Origin of the sequence: Arthrobacter sp. NyZ413, assembly GCF_049390645.1 — a bacterium.
GTDB lineage: Bacteria > Actinomycetota > Actinomycetes > Actinomycetales > Micrococcaceae > Arthrobacter.
On record NZ_CP155434.1, the window covers coordinates 3,425,453 to 3,441,730 of the forward strand.

The following is a 16,278-nucleotide window of genomic DNA, read 5'->3' on the forward strand; positions in this document are numbered from 1 at the left end:
CGACCGGCCTCGACACTGCCGTGAAGTGCCATCTCGCGGAGCGTGTCAGGCGCCAACCGCGATCGGTTCCTTCTTTCCCGCGTCCTTGCGGATCGTGGCGCTGATGATCGCCGCCATCGTGCACATCGCTGCGGCGCCGATCCACGCATAGGTGTAGTGGCCCGTCGCGTCGCGGATGTAGCCCGCCAAGAGTGCGGCCGCGGCGGCTCCGAGTTGGTGGGCGGCAAAGACCCAGCCAAACACTACCGAGCCGTCGGCGCCGAACACTTTGCGGCAGATGGCAGCGGTCGGCGGCACGGTGGCTACCCAGTCGAGACCGTAGATCACCACGAAGATCACCATGCTCGGTTCCACGGTGGAGCTCAGCAACACAGGCAGGACAAGGAGGCCGATGCCGCGGAATTGGTAGTACACGGCCAGGAGGACCTTAGGGTTGAAGCGGTCTGTCAGCCAGCCTGACGCGATGGTGCCCACAATGTCGAAAATCCCGACGACGGCCAGCAGCCCCGCCGCCGTGGTTTCCGGCATTCCATGGTCGTGCGCGGAAGGAATGAAATGGGTGCCGATCAGCCCATTGGTCGTGGCACCGCAAATGGCGAAGCCCGCGGCGAGCGCCCAGAAGGTGCGCACCTTGCTGGCCCGCTTGAGCGCCTGCAATGCCCGAACGGCGGCGTTGGGAGCCTTCTTGGTTCCCTCCATCTCCCCCGCATTGGCGACCTCCGCAGCGGAAGCGGCCTCCGCCGTCGTGCTTTCCTCGGCACCATAGGGCAGGACCCCGACGTCGGAGGGTGAGTTCTTGAGCCAGCGCAAGACCAGCGGGACTACTGCAAGCGCGCCGGCGGCGATCAGCAGCGAGGCACCGCGCCAGCCGGGGTTTTGGGCAAGTACGGCGATGAAGGGCAGGAAAACCAATTGCCCGGCGGCACTGCCCGCAGTCAGGATGCCGATCACCAGGCCACGGCTTTTCGCGAACCAGGTGTTGGCGATGGTGGCGGCGAAGACCAAGGCCATCGATCCTGTGCCGAGGCCGATCAGCAAGCCCCACGTCAGCAGGATCTGCCACGACTGGTTCACGAACACGGTCAGCGCCGACCCCAAACCGATCAGGCACAGTGCCGTGGCGGTGACCGCGCGAATGCCGAAACGTTCCATGAGGGCGGCCGCGAACGGGGCGGTGAGGCCGAACAGGACGAGGTTGATGCTGACAGCGAGGGAAAGGACTGTGGTGGACCAGCCGAACTCCTGCTGCAGGGGAACCATGAGTACGCCGGGTGCCGCCCGGAAGCCGGCGGCGCCCACAAGGGCGAGGAAAGCGACTGCGGCAACTGCCCACGCGGGGTGCAGACGCCGTTTCCGCCGGGGTTTGCCGGTGTCGAGTTCGGTGAGGTCGGGTGCGGTCATGACTGGGACTCCGATTCGTTCGGCTGGTCGGCCCCCGGGATCGGGGCTGTGGCGAGTGCCAGGGGGTGTTCCGAACGCGTGAAACTGTGCCAGCTCGTGTTGGCGGCCGTCAGCCGGGAGCCGCAGTGGGAGCAGGTATCGGCCGAGGCCGTCGGCAGTCCGCAGGCATTGTGGATCACGCGCATGTGGGCATCGCCGGCCGGAGCATCGAGGTGCTTCTCCGACCACAGGATGATGGCGTTCAGTACGGGGAGCGCGTCTTCGCCCTTGGGCGTCAGGACGTATTCCTGGCGGGTCCTCGGGCCGTCGAGGTAAGGGCGTTGGGCAAGGATGCCGGCTTCCACCAGCCAGGCAAGGCGCTTGCTGAGGACGTTGTCCGCCACGCCCAAGCGGGCCTTGATGGCGTCAAAGCGGCCGTTGCCGAAGAAGACCTCCCGCAACACGAGGTTTCCCCAAGGATCGCCGAGGATATCGAGGCCGCGGGCAAGGCTGCAGGTGCGCTCGGACCAGTCGGATCGTAAAGGCATGGACTGAGGTTAGCTGGCTTTTCTTAAGAAAGCTAGGTTTCAGCCCGATTCTTCGCCGCTAGCGCACGCAGGGACCGTCAGCCCGAAATGTTCGAAATGGCCTGCGCGAGGTCGGCAATGAGGTCCTCGACGTCCTCGATGCCACAGGAAAGCCGGATCAAGTTGACCGGTACGGCCAGCTCCGTTCCTTTGACGGATGCGTGGGTCATCTCCGAGGGGTAGTTCATCAGCGACTCGATGCCGCCCAAGGACTCGGCCAAGGTGAACACCGTGGTGGACTCGGCAACTTTGCGGGCGGCCGCCTCGCCACCCTTGAACTGCACCGAAATCATGCCACCGAACTTCTTCATCTGCTTGGCCGCAAGCTCGTGGCCGGGGTGGGACGGCAAACCCGGGTACAGCACGGCTTCTACCTCGGGGCGCCCTTGCAGCCATTCCGCCACTGCCTGCGCGTTCTCACTGTGCCGGTCCATGCGAACGCCGAGCGTCTTGAGCCCGCGGGTCGTCAGGAAAGCGTCCATGGGTCCGGACACAGCGCCGACGGCGAACTGCACGAAGCCGATCTTCTCCGCGAGTTCGGCATCCTTGACGACGATCGCGCCGCCCACGACGTCGGAATGGCCGCCGATGTACTTGGTGGTCGAGTGGACCACGACGTCGGCACCCAAGGCGAGCGGGGTCTGCAAGTAGGGAGACGCGAAGGTGTTGTCGACGACGAGGAGGGCACCGGCGTCGTGCGCTATTTTGGCGAGTGCCTCGATGTCGGTGATCTTCATCATCGGGTTCGACGGCGTTTCCACCCAGACGATGCGGGTCTTGTTAGCCTCGACGGCGGCGGAAACCGCCTCAAGGTTGGACATGTCCACTGGTGTGTTGCCGATGCCCCACTCACCCAGCACGCGGTTGATGAGGCGGTAGGTGCCGCCGTACGCGTCGTTGCCCAGGACGATGTGGTCCCCGGAGCGGGCGACGGCACGAATGAGCGAGTCCTCCGCGGCAAGTCCCGAGCTGAAGCTGAAAGCGTGCGTGCCGCCCTCCAGTGCCGCCAACTGCTCTTGCAGCGCATCGCGGGTCGGGTTGCCGCCACGGCCGTATTCGTAGCCATCGCGCAAGCCGCCTATGCCGTCCTGGGCATATGTCGAACTGAAGTGGAGCGGAGGAACCACGGCTCCGGTCCGCGGTTCGAAGGCCTGGCCGGCGTGGACAGCACGGGTGTTGAATCCTGCATTGTTGGTGGACATGTGAACTCCTAGGTGCTCAGTTGTTCAGGTGCTCGGTGGTTCAGGTGCTCAGTTGCTCAGGTAGGCCAGAAGGTCGTGGCGGGTCAGGATTCCCACGGGAGCCCCGACGAACGTCACCATCACGGTGTCGACGTCGGACAGCATCTCGCGCGCGGCGGAAATGGTTTCCAAGGATCCGATCACCGGCATCCGCTCCCCCATGTGCTCGGAAATCTTGTCGGTCAACTTCGCGTCGCCGCGGAACAGCTTGCTCGTCAGGGTGCGCTCATCGACGGCGCCCAGGACTTCGCCCATGACCACCGGCGGTTCCTGCGAGAGGACCGGAATGTGCGAGACGCCGAACTCGTTCATGATGTTGATGACGTCGCGGACGGTCTCGTTCGGGTGGATGTGGACGAGGTCCGGCATCTCGCCCGTCTTGGACTTCAGCACTTCCCCCACCGAGGCTTCCTCTCCGCCGGACAGGAACCCGTAGGACCGCATCCACTTGTCGTTGAAGATCTTGGCCAGGTAGCCGCGGCCGGAGTCCGGCAAAATCACGACGACGACGGCTTCCTCGCCCAGGTCCTTGGCCGCTTCCAGGGCTGCCACCACGGCCATGCCGGAGGAACCGCCCACCAAGAGGCCTTCCTCGCGGGCCAGGCGGCGGGTCATCTCGAAGGAGTCCGCGTCGCTCACGGCGATGACGTTGTCCGGCACAGTCTTGTCGTAGTTGGCCGGCCACATGTCCTCGCCGACGCCTTCCACGAAATACGGACGCCCCGTGCCGCCCGAGTAGACCGAACCGGCGGGGTCCGCGCCGATCACCTTGACCCGGCCGCCGTCGGACTCGGGACGGTTCGCCGAGACCTCCTTGAGGTAGCGTCCCGTGCCGGTGATGGTCCCGCCCGTGCCTGCGCCGATGACCACGTGGGTGACTTTTCCGTCAGTGTCATTCCAGATCTCGGGGCCCGTGGTTTCGTAGTGGCTGCCCGGAGCGGCTGGGTTGGAGAACTGGTCCGGCTTGTACGCGCCGGGAATCTCGGACACGAGCCGGTCCGAGACGCTGTAGTAGCTTTGCGGGCTGTCCGGGGCCACGGACGTGGGAGTAACCACCACCTCGGCGCCGTAGGCCTGGAGCACGGCCCGCTTGTCCTCGCCCACCTTGTCCGGGACAACAAAGATGCACTTGTAGCCCTTTTGCTGGGCGACCAAGGCCAGCCCGACGCCCGTGTTCCCCGAGGTCGGTTCAACGATAGTCCCGCCCGGCTTGAGCTTTCCGTCCCGCTCCGCCTGTTCGATCATCTTGACGGCGATGCGGTCCTTGATCGAACCGCCGGGATTGACGTATTCGAGCTTCACCAAGACGGTGGCCTTGATATCGCCGGTTACGTGATTGAGCTTGATGAGCGGTGTGTGGCCAATGAGGTCCAGGACGGACTGGGCGTACTTCATAGGTACCAAGTTACCGCTTGGTCGGGAATGCTCCAGTGTGGCAGGCCTTGAGGGGCGGCCTCTTTCGAAAGGCCTGCCGGGACCCTAGCCAAAGGGGTGCCACGCAAGGCAAGCTGGCCGGGACACCACCCGACGAAAGGACATGCACCGTGGATTGGACGCTCGAAGTAGTTGTGCTCCCTGTAAGTGACATTGACCGGGCCATCGAGTTTTACAGGGACAAGGTGGGATTCAACCTTGACCACAACACCAGCAACGAGCACATGCACGTGGCGCAACTGACTCCACCGGGTTCCGGATGCTCGATCGTCGTCGGCAACCTCCCCGCGCAGAATGAAATGGCGCCCGGATCCCTGCGGGGACTCCAGCTCGTCGTCGCGGATGCGCGCGCCGCCCGCGAAGAATTGCTCAGCCGCGGCGTCGAGGCTAGCGATATCACCGCCTTCGACGAGCGCGACGGCGGCACTTTCTTCGGCTTCAGCGATCCCGACGGGAACACATGGGCCGTGCAGGAACTCAAGGTGCGGGCCGAGAAGCCGCTGATCCCCGTGGAGGCCCGCGGACGATTTGGCGCTGAGTAGGCTCGTCCCGGCGCTTGTTTGCGAGACCCTGGCAACAAGCGCCGGGATCGGGAACAAGCGCCGGAGCGCCGCCAAAAAACCGAAAGTCCGGCTCACTCAGCCGCCGCGGCGCTCCCGGCCGAAGAGTCGGTCTGCCAGAGGCCCAGGATGTTGCCTTCCGTGTCCTTGAAATAGGCGTAGTACCCCATGCCCGGAACGGCGTCCTTGCCTTTGACCACTGAACCGCCCGCAGTCTCGATCTGGCCCAGCGATTTCTCGATGTCCTCGACGTCCACCGTGATGATTGGTGCCTTCAGGTCTTCTGATCGCGGGAACAAGGCGCCGTTAATGGCACCCGGCGCGCTCGGCATGCCGGTTTGTGGGTCGGACGGTGTGGTGATGGCAATCGTGTAGTCCATCCCCTGCATTGGATTGAGCATCCAGCCGAAGGCACCCTGGTAGAAAGTGTTGGCCCGGTCCTTGTTGTCCGCGGGGATTTCAAAATGCACTACGCCAGCCATTATTCTCTCCTGCGATTGTCTTGGAAGGCGCGGACGCCCCGCGCCACACGTGGAGTCTAGTCCGGGGGCTTTGGCTGCGTAAGGGGCGCCGACGGCGTCGGTTTCGGAAGATGTCGGAGGTGCGTGCGACGATGAATGAATGACCATCGCCGATGCCCCGCCCGCTGCAGCCGCGGCGGCAGACGCGTCTTTGCGTTGGTACCCCGGAGGTTCCTTCGACCTTCACCAGACCCTCGGAATCCTCATGCGCGGCAATGGAGATCCCTCCTTCGCCGCACGGCAGGACGGCCTGTGGATGGCCTTCAATACCCCGGACGGTCCGGCTACCCTGCGCCTCACTAGCGCCGGGATCGGTAGCGAAACCTTCGTCGATGCCCAAGCCTGGGGACCGGGCGCCGGCTCGGCCATCGCATCCGTTCCAGCGTTGTTAGGTGGCCGCGACGATTGGTCCGGCTTCGACGAGCCGCACTTCCACGCGACGCTTCCGCGCATGGTCAGGGAAGCCCGACGCCGGAACCTCGCTGTGCGCCTACCTTCCACCGGGCGCGTGGTTGATTCGCTGGTGCCGACGATCCTTGAGCAAAAAGTCACCACCATCGAGGCCCGCCGTGGTTACCGTTACTTGATGTACCGCTACGGAACCGCAGCTCCCAGCGCCGGCCGCCTCTCGCCGTCGGGCCTTCTCGTCGCTCCGACCCCGGACCGGTGGCTCGCGGTTCCTTCGTGGGAATGGCACAAGGCCGGCGTAGGACCCCAGCGTTCGGCCACCGTCATGCGGGCGCTGCGGTCCGCCGTCGCACTCGAACGGCTCGCCAGGCTGGGCGCGGCGGAGGCCGGCACCAAGATGCAAACCATTCCGGGCATCGGAGTGTGGACCGCCGCCGAAGTGGTCCAGCGAACGCACGGGTGCCCCGATTCGATAGCTGTGGGCGACTACCACCTGGCTTCCTACGTGGGCTATGCGCTCACGGGCAGCAAGACCGACGACGCCGGAATGATCAAGCTCCTCGAACCCTGGCGCGGCCACCGGCAACGGGTAGTCCGGATGCTAGGCCTCAGCGGATTCCGCAAGCCCATGTTCGGCCCGCGCATGACCATCCAAGACCACCGGGGCCACTGAACCCTGCATCGCGGGGTCACTTACGGCCCGTGTTGCTGCCGCAAAGTCAACTGGTCGTTGCAACAATGGGGTTTAGGCTGCGGTGGCGATGAGTTGGCGCATGCGTTGCTTTGGGGTCTCGAGGTTCAGTGTTGGGCGGGGCCGGTTGTTGAGTTTCTCGGCGATGGTCTCGAGGTCGTCGGCGGTGAAAACCGAGAGGTCTGTGCCTTTCTCGAACCAGTGGCGCAGCAGCCGGTTGGTGTTCTCGTTGGTTCCGCGCTGCCAGGGTGAGTGCGGGTCGCAGAAGTACACCCCCGCGTCCAATGCCATCTGGATGCGGGGGTACTGGACCATTTCGGAGCCGCGGTCCCAGGTCACGGTTTTGATCAGCTGATCCGGGAGCCGGCGCATCTGGGCGATCATCGCATCGGCGACTTCCTGGGCGGTGTGCCGGCCGGGCAGGTGCAGCAGGATCGTGTACCGGGTGCTGCGTTCGACCAGGGTGCCAACGGCGCTGCGGCCGTCCTTGCCCACGATGAGGTCGCCTTCCCAGTGCCCGGGCACGGCACGGTCAGCGGCCTCGGCGGGGCGTTCGGAGATCTTCGGAGCATCCTTGTAGTGCTGGCCTGCGTTTCCGCGGGGTCGCTCACCGCGGGGCGTTCGTTTGCTCCGGCTGGTGCTCAGGCACCGGTAAAGATCCTTGCGCAGCTCGCCCCGGCCCTGGACGTAGAGGCTCTGATAGATCGTTTCGTGGCTGATCTGCATGCTCTCATCGTGACCGAAGGTCTCCCTCAGAACCAAGGAGACCAGCTTCGGGGACCAGCCATCATCCATCGCGTCCTCGACGTACTTGACCAGCTCCGGGTTCTGAAGCCGGAACGCCTTGGGGCGCCGGGCGCGCTGATGGGTGAGTATCTGCGCCACATCGGCCTGATACGACCCGTCAGCTCCCCGGTTCCGACGGATTTCCCGCCACACCACCGACCGGTCCCGGCCGATTTCCCGGGCGATCGCCGCGACCCTGGCGCCCCCGCGGACCCGGATCATGATCACCGCCCGGTCCACCAGATTGAGCCGGTTCGACCCGGCCCGGACAGCCGGCACCGGGCCCGCCTCAACACCGCCGTCAACACCCCTACGCATCCGCATGCCGCCAGTCTTGCCCAACCACCGCTGCGTATTACTGCGCCACACCCCAATCCGGGCAGAGGCTTCCTTGACCGACACCCCCTGCCGCAGAAGAGAAAAGAACTCATCCTTCAGCGCATCGGGCGCCCGATAACCACTCGGCATGGCAACCTCCAAAACTCAGAATGTTGCAACGACCGTATGATTCTGCGATGCTCTCATCGTGACCGAAGGTCTCCCTCAGAACCAAGGAGACCAGCTTCGGGGACCAGCCATCATCCATCGCGTCCTCGACGTACTTGACCAGCTCCGGGTTCTGAAGCCGGAACGCCTTGGGGCGCCGGGCGCGCTGATGGGTGAGTATCTGCGCCACATCGGCCTGATACGACCCGTCAGCTCCCCGGTTCCGACGGATTTCCCGCCACACCACCGACCGGTCCCGGCCGATTTCCCGGGCGATCGCCGCGACCCTGGCGCCCCCGCGGACCCGGATCATGATCACCGCCCGGTCCACCAGATTGAGCCGGTTCGACCCGGCCCGGACAGCCGGCACCGGGCCCGCCTCAACACCGCCGTCAACACCCCTACGCATCCGCATGCCGCCAGTCTTGCCCAACCACCGCTGCGTATTACTGCGCCACACCCCAATCCGGGCAGAGGCTTCCTTGACCGACACCCCCTGCCGCAGAAGAGAAAAGAACTCATCCTTCAGCGCATCGGGCGCCCGATAACCACTCGGCATGGCAACCTCCAAAACTCAGAATGTTGCAACGACCGTATGATTCTGCGTGCCCGAAATGGGCCGTAAGTGACCCCGCGTTGGGCTAGAGGCCGAGGCGCGCCACGGCCTCTTCCCGCATGTCGATCTTCCGCACTTTGCCGGACACGGTCATGGGGAAGGAATCCCGGATATCGACGTAGCGCGGAATCTTGTAGTGGGCCAGCTTGCCCCGGCAGAACTCCTGTAGTGCCGCGAGGTCCAGCTCCGCCCCTGGTTTGAGGATGATGCACGCCATCAATTCCTCGCCGTACTTGGGATCCGGAACACCGATGACCTGCACGTCCTGGACCGCGGGGTGCCGGTACAGGAATTCCTCGATTTCACGCGGATAGATGTTCTCGCCGCCGCGGATGATCATGTCCTTCATACGGCCTTCGATCACTATGAAGCCCTCGGAGTCCATTCGCGCGAGGTCGCCGGTATGCATCCAGTCTTCGTCGTCGATGGCCTCCGCCGTTTTTTCGGGCTGGCTCCAATACCCGGCCATCACCGCGTAGCCGCGCGTGCACAACTCCCCGATCACTCCGCGTTCCACAGTTTCGCCCGTCAGCGGATCCACCACCTTGGACTCGAGCCGCGGCATCGTGCGCCCCACCGTAGTTGTCCGCTGTTCAAGGGTGTCTGAGGCAAGGGTCATCGTGGACACGGGAGAGGTCTCCGTCATGCCATAGCAAATGGCGACGTCGCGCATGTTCATCTCGGCGATGACCCGTTCCATGACCTCGATGGGGCACAGCGAACCTGCCATCACACCGGTTCGCAGCGTCGAGAGGTCATAGGAAGAAAAATCAGGGAGGGCCAGTTCGGCGATGAACATCGTGGGCACCCCGTAAAGGGACGTCCCGCCGAAATCCTGGACAGCTTCGAGGGCCGAGGCGGGCGTGAATCCGCGGCCTGGGATGATCGTGGCCGCGCCGAAACTCAGTGCGTTCAGGTTCCCGATGACCATGCCGAAGCAGTGATAGAACGGCACCGGGAGGACCACGCGGTCCCGTTCCGTGTAGCCCAGCAGCTGTCCGATCTGGTTGCCATTGTTGAGGATGTTGTGGTGCGTCAGCGTCGCACCCTTCGGGAAGCCCGTGGTGCCGGAGGTGTACTGCAGATTGATGGGGTCGTACGGGTCCAGTTCCGCCATGCGCGCCTTCAGCGCCGAAGGCCCGACGTCGTCCGCTCGCTTGAGCAGCTCAGCGAACGTCAGCTCGGCGTCGCTTTGCGGCTCACCGGCGTCGAGCATGTCCAGTCCTCCGTCCGGGAGGAAAACCAACTCCCTCAACTCGGGACAATCGGCCAAGGCTTCCCTGGCCATCGCCACGTAATCGCTGTTCTTGTCCGACGGCGCTGCGACGAGCATGCGCATGCCGTTCTGCCGGACCACGAATTCGAGCTCATGGCTGCGGTATGCCGGGTTGACATTGACCAGGATCGCGCCGGCCTTCGCCGTGGCGTACTGCAGGATGGTCCATTCGGCGCAGTTTGGGCTCCAGATCCCCACCCTGTCACCTTTGGCGACGCCCAAGGCGAGTAAGGCCCGGGCCAGGCGATCGACGTCGTCGTTCAGTTTTTCGTAGCTCCAGCGGCGGGCTTCCCCGCCCGGCACCGGGGCTGCTTCGATCAGCGCGTCCCTCAGCGGGAAGCGCGCGGCGACGCGTTCGAAGTTGGCGCCAATGGTCTCTTCAAGCAGCGGAACGTCGGCGTCCCCGGCTGTGTAGGAAAGCATGAACGCACGTTACCGCCTGAGCATGTCCAAGAGAAGGCCTTTGCTAGGAAGTCCTACAAAATATTTTCAGGGGCCCTAGGCCAAGCCGGTAAGGTGACATCCATGAGTGCACCCATCGACCTGCAGGCCACGTTCATCCCCAACGACGGCGAGTTCTTCCGCGTCAAGCTCGCCCTTGAAATCGCGATCGACGAAGTGGTGAACGAGCCCGGCTGCATCCGCTACGAGCTCACGGAAACGAACGAGGACAAGCTGGTCCTCACCGAGCAGTGGGAGTCCGAAGAGCTCCTGGACAAGCACTCCAATGGCATCGCCGTCCAGGATCTCAACGAGTCCCTCAGCGCACTCCTGGCCGAGCCGGTCAAGGTGGAGCGCATCTAGACACCCTTAAACAGAATCGCCTGCCCCGCCAAACGGGGACAGGCGATTCTTTCGTTTATGGGACGTCCGCGCTAGGAGTTTTCCGCGCGCTGCTTCGCGACGTGCGCGTGGACTTCAGCCATGTCCAGGCCCTTGACGGCTTCGATGACCTGTTCCAATTGCGGGCCGTTCAGCGCGCCGGGCTGCGAGAAGACCAGGACCTTTTCGCGGAAGGCCATCAGCGTCGGGATGGACGAAATCCCGGCCTCAGCCGCAAGCTGCTGCTCGGCTTCGGTGTCCACCTTGGCGAAGAAGACATCCTCATGTTTCTCGGATGCCGCCTGGTACGTCGGTGCGAATTGCCTACACGGGCCGCACCACGCCGCCCAGAAATCCACCAGGACAATGTCATTGCCTTCGATGGTCGATGCGAACTGTTCGCCGGTGATGTCAACTGTAGCCATGTTTCCACCGTACGCGAGGATGCCCGCTAAGTCGCCCTTGTTCGCTACCCGGCTAATCGGGAATAAAGCACGACGACGGCGGTTCGGCCGGCGCGGCTGTCAGCGCCAGAGGTGCGGGGCCGGCTTGCGCGAGCCCGGAAGCGCGTTGTTTTCACGCCATTCATGGATCCACTCCGGGAGTTCAAGGCCTTCCGGGGGTGCGCCGAATTCCGCCACGATGGTTTCCTGGTTTACGGGACGGCCGTTGGCCACAAGCCTCGTTGCAATATGTGCGCGGGCGTAGATTTCGCCGTCCACCACCATGCGTTGTTCAAAATAAATGGCTTTGGAGTCAAGCCCGATAATCCTCGACTCAATGGTGTAGCGCTGCCACAGGCGCAATGACTTCCGGAAAGCGATGGTCTCCCCGGCGGCTACTGGCGTCCATCCCCGGCGACGCATCTTTTGCCAAATCCCGGCCCGCACCATGAGGTCGAACCGGCCCAGGTCCATGAGCGAAAAATACATTCCATTGTTGACGTGCATGGCAATGTCGATATCCGTGGGCAGGACCCGCATTGGCAGGGTTGACGTGTCCCAAACGCTGAGCCGGTCTCGCTTGGAGGAGGTGAACAGGAGCAACAGGGTACGCAGCAGCAGGTGCATTCAAGTAATGTTACTCGTGGGTAACAAAAGGGGAAAGCTTTTGTTTTGTGTGTCACTTCATGGCATGTCGTTTACCGCTGGTTCACATGCCGCAGGCAGAATGTCTGGAAATAAAAAGTGAGAAGCACCAAGGAGATCCCGTGAGCACCACCCAGACCGCCACCCGGCATGCAGAAGTATGGCCGGAACTTCCGCTGCATCAGGAATTGGTCCTGGAGGATTCCCGCGGCAACAGGATCGTGGGGACCCTGGACGGCATGACCAACGACCGCAGCACTTTGTGGATCCAATTGAAAGGCGGACTCGGCCGGCAATTGGTGCACCATCTGGACGGCTACTGGCTGGCCAACTAATCCGACCAACTTTTCGACGCGGAAATTCGCCGGCGACGCCGAAAATGCCTGACGCCGCTGGAATTCCAGGTGCGCCAGTCCAATTCACCGTCGCCAGACGGAATCAGCGTCGCAGGTCCGAATCCGCGTCGCAGGTACACAAAAAGATCCCCGGAACCATGTGGTTCCGGGGATCTCATTTTGTGGCAGATGAGGGATTCGAACCCCCGTAGGCAGTGCCAGCTGATTTACAGTCAGCCCCCTTTGGCCGCTCGGGTAATCTGCCGAACTTCAAAAGAAGATCACTCACACCAACAGTTTCGTTTCCGATCCCGTAAGCGCGAGCAAGACAACCTTACAGAACTTCTGCCGAAGAATCGAATCGAGGCCCGGATGCCCGGAAACACGCGGTTTTCTCAGGCATCACCGAGGATCCGGCCGGCGAGTTTGGCTTCGAAACTGGCCGCCTGCTCAGCGGTGATCTGGTTGAGTTGCACGGCCCGCTGGAGGTCGGCATGGACACCATCCATCCGGGAGGCAGCATCCGGCACGGGGCTCAGGACCACGGAAGCGGCGACGGCGGCTGCTGCGACAGCACTTGCCGCGGTAGCGGCGGCGGCTCCAATCGACCCGGCGGCGGCAGCGGCTGACTTGGTGACGTAACGGACGGCATGGTGGCTCATAGTGCTCCCTTTCAGGATGGGCTCTTCCAACACCTACAACTCTTATGGTGCAGTCTCAGTTCCGACCTAGCGCATCCTGTGAGCTGACTGTGAACCCAAAGCCCATCCCGGGCGCTTCCGTACTAGGCTGGATGGCAGACAAACGCGCCCCCGCCCGGGCCGCAAATCACCATCAAAGGAGAGTCATGGCAGGCGAATCCACATTCGACGTCGTCAGCAAGGTCGACAAGCAGGAAGTTGCCAACGCGCTCAACCAGTCCCAGAAAGAGATCGCCCAGAGGTACGACTTCAAGGGCGTCGGCGCGGAGATCGACTTCAGCGGCGAGAAGATCCTCATGAAGGCCAACTCCGAGGACCGCGTCCTCGCAGTGCTGGACGTATTCCAGTCCAAGCTCATCAAGCGCGGCATCTCCCTGAAGTCCCTCGACCAGGGCGAGCCGTACCCCTCCGGCAAGGAATTCCGACTGGAGTGCTCCATCAAGGAGGGCATCGCCCAGGACATCGCGAAGAAGATCAACAAGATCATCCGCGACGAAGCCCCGAAGTCCGTCAAGTCCCAGATCCAGGGCGACGAGCTCCGCGTCACTTCGAAGTCCCGCGACGACCTCCAGGAAACCATGAACATCCTGAAGAAGTTCGAAGAGGCGGACCTCCAGTTCGTGAACTTCCGCAGCTGACTTTCAGTTTCGGCCTCGGCTGCTTCCAAGAAGTACGACGACGGCGCGTTGCCCCGTAAACGGGCGGCGCGCCGTCGTCGTTCTGCTTCGGCGGTCCGCAGGCCAGCCGCGCAGTGTCACGCGGCGCAACCTTTGGGACCGCGGACGGGAGGAAACCCTTGAATCCTGGGGCCGAGCCGAGCCGATCAGGTCCAAAAACCTGCCCGGCGTGACAACCACCCACGCGTAACCTCAAAATAATTACGACACGTTTCTTTTGCGGAATCCCCTCCAGCGGGTACTGTTTTTTCTTAGGCGAGCCTAAGTGTGGCTCCCCTAACGAAAGATGCCACATGATCGCCAACTTCCTGATCGGCCTCCGCGAGGGCCTCGAAGCGAGCCTCGTCGTCGTCCTCCTCATGGCTTACCTGGTCAAGACCGGGCGCCGTTCCCTGCTCCCGCGCCTGTGGGCCGGAGTCGGACTCGCCGTCGCGGTGTCCGTCGCATTCGGCGCGCTCCTTACCTTCGGTCCGAAAGGGCTGACCTTCGAGGCACAGGAAGCGATCGGCGGCGGGCTGTCCATTGCGGCCGTCGCGCTGGTCACGTGGATGGTTTTCTGGATGGCACGGACCGCACGCAGCCTAGGCGGCGAGCTCAAGGCCAATGTCGACAAGATGGCCGACGGAACCGTGTGGGGCCTCGTCCTGGTCGCCGCACTCGCGGTGGGCCGGGAGGGGCTTGAGACGGCGCTCTTCCTCTGGGCGGCCGCGCAGGCTACCGGGTCGTCTACACAACCGCTCCTCGGCGCGCTGCTTGGCCTGGCTGTTGCCGCCGGACTCGGGTACCTCCTCCACCGGGGAGTGCTCAAGGTCAATCTCTCGCGCTTCTTCACCTGGACCGGGGTGGGGCTCATCGTCATCGCAGCCGGTGTTCTCGCCTATGGCCTCCACGACCTCCAGGAAGCCAGGATCCTCCCCGGCCTCGACAACCTCGCGTTCAACGTCTCTGCCGCCATCCCGCCGTCGTCCTGGTACGGAACGCTGCTGAAGGGCACGATCAACCTGTCTCCGGAAACCACCTGGCTGCAGGCCTGCGCCTGGCTCCTGTACGCAGTTCCTGTCCTGGTCTTCTATATCCGGGCCAACAGGTCCGGACCATCCAAGCCCCGCGCCAACACCACGGCCGGCCAAGGCACGGACGCGACGCCTGACTCCCGCGCCGCCACGGCCGCCTAGACGACATTCCCGCACCCCACAAAAACTAAGGACATCCCCCGTGCCTGGCCCCACCCTGCCCAAAATCAGCTTTCCGAAGAAGTCCGCCGCCCGGAAATCCCTCGCCGTGATCGCAGCCGCGGCAGCCGTTCCCCTGGTCCTCAGCGGCTGCACGGACAACGCCAAACCTTCCGGTTCCGGTGCGTCTGCTGGACCGATCCAGGTCACCAGCACCACTACCGAGTGCAAAATTTCCACCACGAACGCCGCGAGCGGCAACCTGAGCTTCGCCGTCAAGAACGACGGCACGGAGGTCACGGAGTTCTATCTGCTTGCCGAAGACGGGCTGCGGATCGTGGGCGAAGTGGAGAACATCGGGCCTGGGCTGACCCGGAACCTTGTGGTCACGGCACCGCCGGGCAAGTACACCACGGCTTGCAAGCCTGGCATGCAGGGCGACGGCATCCGCTCCACCTTCGAGGTCACAGATTCCGGCACCAAGTCCACGGTGGACGCCGACTTCCAGAAACTTGTGGACACCGGAGTCCAGCAATACACGGCCTACGTCAAGGACCAGACAGAGCAGCTCGTCACGGGAACCAAGGCATTTGCCGACGCCTACGCAGCCGGGGACAGCGCAAAGGCGCGCGATCTCTACGCTTCGACCCGCATGCACTGGGAGCGGATCGAACCGGTCGCCGAGTCGTTTGGCGACCTCGACCCCAAGCTCGACGCGCGCGAGGCCGACCTCGAACCCGGCCAGACGTGGACCGGTTGGCACCGCGCTGAAAAGGACCTGTTCCCGCCCACGGGCTACACGGCCCTCACCGCGGCGGAGCGCCAGGCCCTCGCAGCACAGCTCGTCGCGGACACCGAGGAACTCGGCAAGCGCACGCGTACTGTGGAGCTTTCGGCGGACAAACTCGGCAACGGCGCCAAGGAACTGCTCGACGAGGTGGCCCGCGGCAAGGTGACCGGCGAAGAGGAAACCTGGTCGCACACCGATCTCTGGGACTTCCAGGCCAACGTCGACGGCGCCCGGATCGCCTTCGAAAACCTCAAGCCCGCCCTGACGCGGAAGGACGCCGCACTGGCCACGAGCCTCGACGAAAAATTCGCCGCACTGCAGGCGGAGCTCAAGAAACATGCCAAGGGCGATGGCTTCGCCTTCTACAACGAGCTCAAGCCCGCCGATGTCCAGCAACTCGCGGCCCTCGTCGACGCCCTCGGGGAACCCCTCTCGAAGCTCACCTCGGCCGTGGTCCTGTGACCGGCTGCCCGTTCAACCACGAGCCTGAGGCGCCCGACGGCGGGAGCGGACCTTCCGCCGTCGGGTCCGCTGGCGCTGCGGTTGCGTCGTCCGGCGCGGCCGTTGGGTCGTCTGGCGCTGCGGTTGGGTCCCCTGGCGCGGCGGCCGGGTCGTCTGGCGCTGCGGTTGGGTCCGCCAGCGCGGCGGCCGGGTCAGCCAGCGCGGGAGCCGGGTCGGCGTCGGAACCGACGAAGCGCGGGTTCTCC

18 protein-coding genes and 1 tRNA gene are annotated in these 16,278 nt (G+C 63.9%); 7 read left to right on the top strand and 12 right to left on the bottom strand.

Annotated elements, in window-relative coordinates; genetic code table 11:
- Positions 1-45 precede the first annotated feature (45 nt).
- The 4 genes from ABCW42_RS16005 to ABCW42_RS16020 form a co-directional block, all read right to left on the bottom strand.
- A complete protein-coding gene (locus tag ABCW42_RS16005; RefSeq protein WP_423182115.1) occupies positions 46-1,401 on the bottom strand; it encodes an MFS transporter in 1,356 nt (451 codons plus the stop codon).
- Positions 1,398-1,928, bottom strand: a complete 531-nt coding sequence (locus ABCW42_RS16010) for a winged helix-turn-helix transcriptional regulator (protein WP_423182116.1) — start codon at positions 1,926-1,928, stop codon at positions 1,398-1,400. Before ABCW42_RS16010 ends, ABCW42_RS16005 begins: the two co-directional genes overlap by 4 nt.
- Positions 1,929-2,005: 77 nt before the next feature.
- Complete coding sequence (locus ABCW42_RS16015) at positions 2,006-3,169, bottom strand: cystathionine gamma-synthase (RefSeq protein WP_423182117.1); 1,164 nt, start codon at positions 3,167-3,169, stop codon at positions 2,006-2,008.
- Positions 3,170-3,217: 48 nt separating this feature from the next.
- Entirely contained in the window at positions 3,218-4,603 is a 1,386-nt protein-coding gene (locus ABCW42_RS16020) for a cystathionine beta-synthase (protein ID WP_423182118.1), read from the bottom strand.
- Positions 4,604-4,752: 149 nt separating this feature from the next.
- Here ABCW42_RS16020 and ABCW42_RS16025 point away from each other — a divergent pair, with 149 nt between their 5' ends.
- On the top strand, positions 4,753-5,184 hold the full coding sequence (locus ABCW42_RS16025) for a VOC family protein (protein WP_423182119.1): 432 nt from the start codon (positions 4,753-4,755) through the stop codon (positions 5,182-5,184).
- 92 nt (positions 5,185-5,276) lie between these two features.
- On the opposite strand, the gene ABCW42_RS16030 is transcribed toward ABCW42_RS16025, so the two are convergent.
- The gene (locus ABCW42_RS16030) at positions 5,277-5,684 is read right to left on the bottom strand and encodes a VOC family protein (protein WP_423182120.1); all 408 of its coding nucleotides are present in this window, start codon (positions 5,682-5,684) and stop codon (positions 5,277-5,279) included.
- A 139-nt stretch (positions 5,685-5,823) separates the two neighbouring features.
- Between ABCW42_RS16030 and ABCW42_RS16035 the strand changes: the two genes are divergently transcribed.
- Positions 5,824-6,804: a DNA-3-methyladenine glycosylase family protein gene (locus ABCW42_RS16035; RefSeq protein WP_423182121.1), complete on the top strand. Its 981-nt coding sequence runs from the start codon at positions 5,824-5,826 to the stop codon at positions 6,802-6,804.
- 72 nt (positions 6,805-6,876) lie between these two features.
- Here the strand turns inward: ABCW42_RS16035 and ABCW42_RS16040 are convergent, their stop codons facing one another.
- The 3 genes from ABCW42_RS16040 to ABCW42_RS16050 all read right to left on the bottom strand — a co-directional run bounded on the left by ABCW42_RS16040 (position 6,877) and on the right by ABCW42_RS16050 (position 10,409).
- Positions 6,877-8,076 (bottom strand): IS30 family transposase, encoded by a 1,200-nt coding sequence (locus ABCW42_RS16040; protein WP_423181917.1) that lies wholly within the window; start codon positions 8,074-8,076, stop codon positions 6,877-6,879.
- A complete protein-coding gene (locus tag ABCW42_RS16045) occupies positions 8,036-8,665 on the bottom strand; it encodes a transposase (protein WP_423182122.1) in 630 nt (209 codons plus the stop codon). Before ABCW42_RS16045 ends, ABCW42_RS16040 begins: the two co-directional genes overlap by 41 nt.
- A 70-nt stretch (positions 8,666-8,735) precedes the next feature.
- Positions 8,736-10,409, bottom strand: coding sequence for an AMP-binding protein (locus tag ABCW42_RS16050; protein ID WP_423182123.1), 1,674 nt, complete (start codon positions 10,407-10,409; stop codon positions 8,736-8,738).
- A gap of 102 nt (positions 10,410-10,511) precedes the next feature.
- On the opposite strand from ABCW42_RS16050, the gene ABCW42_RS16055 reads away from it, so the two are divergent.
- Positions 10,512-10,790, top strand: a complete 279-nt coding sequence (locus ABCW42_RS16055; protein WP_423182124.1) for a putative quinol monooxygenase — start codon at positions 10,512-10,514, stop codon at positions 10,788-10,790.
- Between the two features lie 71 nt (positions 10,791-10,861).
- On the opposite strand, the gene ABCW42_RS16060 is transcribed toward ABCW42_RS16055, so the two are convergent.
- Both ABCW42_RS16060 and ABCW42_RS16065 read right to left on the bottom strand, forming a co-directional pair.
- The gene (locus ABCW42_RS16060) at positions 10,862-11,233 is read right to left on the bottom strand and encodes a thioredoxin family protein (protein WP_133202446.1); all 372 of its coding nucleotides are present in this window, start codon (positions 11,231-11,233) and stop codon (positions 10,862-10,864) included.
- 99 nt (positions 11,234-11,332) lie between these two features.
- Positions 11,333-11,878, bottom strand: coding sequence for an acyl-CoA thioesterase (locus ABCW42_RS16065; RefSeq protein ID WP_423182125.1), 546 nt, complete (start codon positions 11,876-11,878; stop codon positions 11,333-11,335).
- A gap of 140 nt (positions 11,879-12,018) precedes the next feature.
- Here ABCW42_RS16065 and ABCW42_RS16070 point away from each other — a divergent pair, with 140 nt between their 5' ends.
- Complete coding sequence (locus ABCW42_RS16070; protein WP_423182126.1) at positions 12,019-12,231, top strand: hypothetical protein; 213 nt, start codon at positions 12,019-12,021, stop codon at positions 12,229-12,231.
- A gap of 183 nt (positions 12,232-12,414) precedes the next feature.
- Here the strand turns inward: ABCW42_RS16070 and ABCW42_RS16075 are convergent.
- Together ABCW42_RS16075 and ABCW42_RS16080 are read right to left on the bottom strand one after the other, a co-directional pair.
- A tRNA-Tyr gene (locus ABCW42_RS16075) sits at positions 12,415-12,496 on the bottom strand.
- 130 nt (positions 12,497-12,626) lie between these two features.
- Positions 12,627-12,893, bottom strand: coding sequence for a hypothetical protein (locus ABCW42_RS16080; protein ID WP_423182127.1), 267 nt, complete (start codon positions 12,891-12,893; stop codon positions 12,627-12,629).
- Positions 12,894-13,078: 185 nt separating this feature from the next.
- Between ABCW42_RS16080 and ABCW42_RS16085 the strand changes: the two genes are divergently transcribed.
- From ABCW42_RS16085 to efeO, 3 genes are all read left to right on the top strand, one after another.
- Positions 13,079-13,570, top strand: a complete 492-nt coding sequence (locus ABCW42_RS16085) for a YajQ family cyclic di-GMP-binding protein (RefSeq protein ID WP_133202449.1) — start codon at positions 13,079-13,081, stop codon at positions 13,568-13,570.
- Between the two features lie 332 nt (positions 13,571-13,902).
- Positions 13,903-14,784 carry an iron uptake transporter permease EfeU gene (gene efeU / locus ABCW42_RS16090; RefSeq protein WP_423182128.1) on the top strand — a complete coding sequence of 294 codons (882 nt, stop codon included), beginning with the start codon at positions 13,903-13,905 and terminating at the stop codon, positions 14,782-14,784.
- Positions 14,785-14,824: 40 nt separating this feature from the next.
- Positions 14,825-16,033, top strand: coding sequence for an iron uptake system protein EfeO (efeO, locus tag ABCW42_RS16095; RefSeq protein ID WP_423182129.1), 1,209 nt, complete (start codon positions 14,825-14,827; stop codon positions 16,031-16,033).
- The last annotated feature ends 245 nt before the right edge of the window (positions 16,034-16,278 follow it).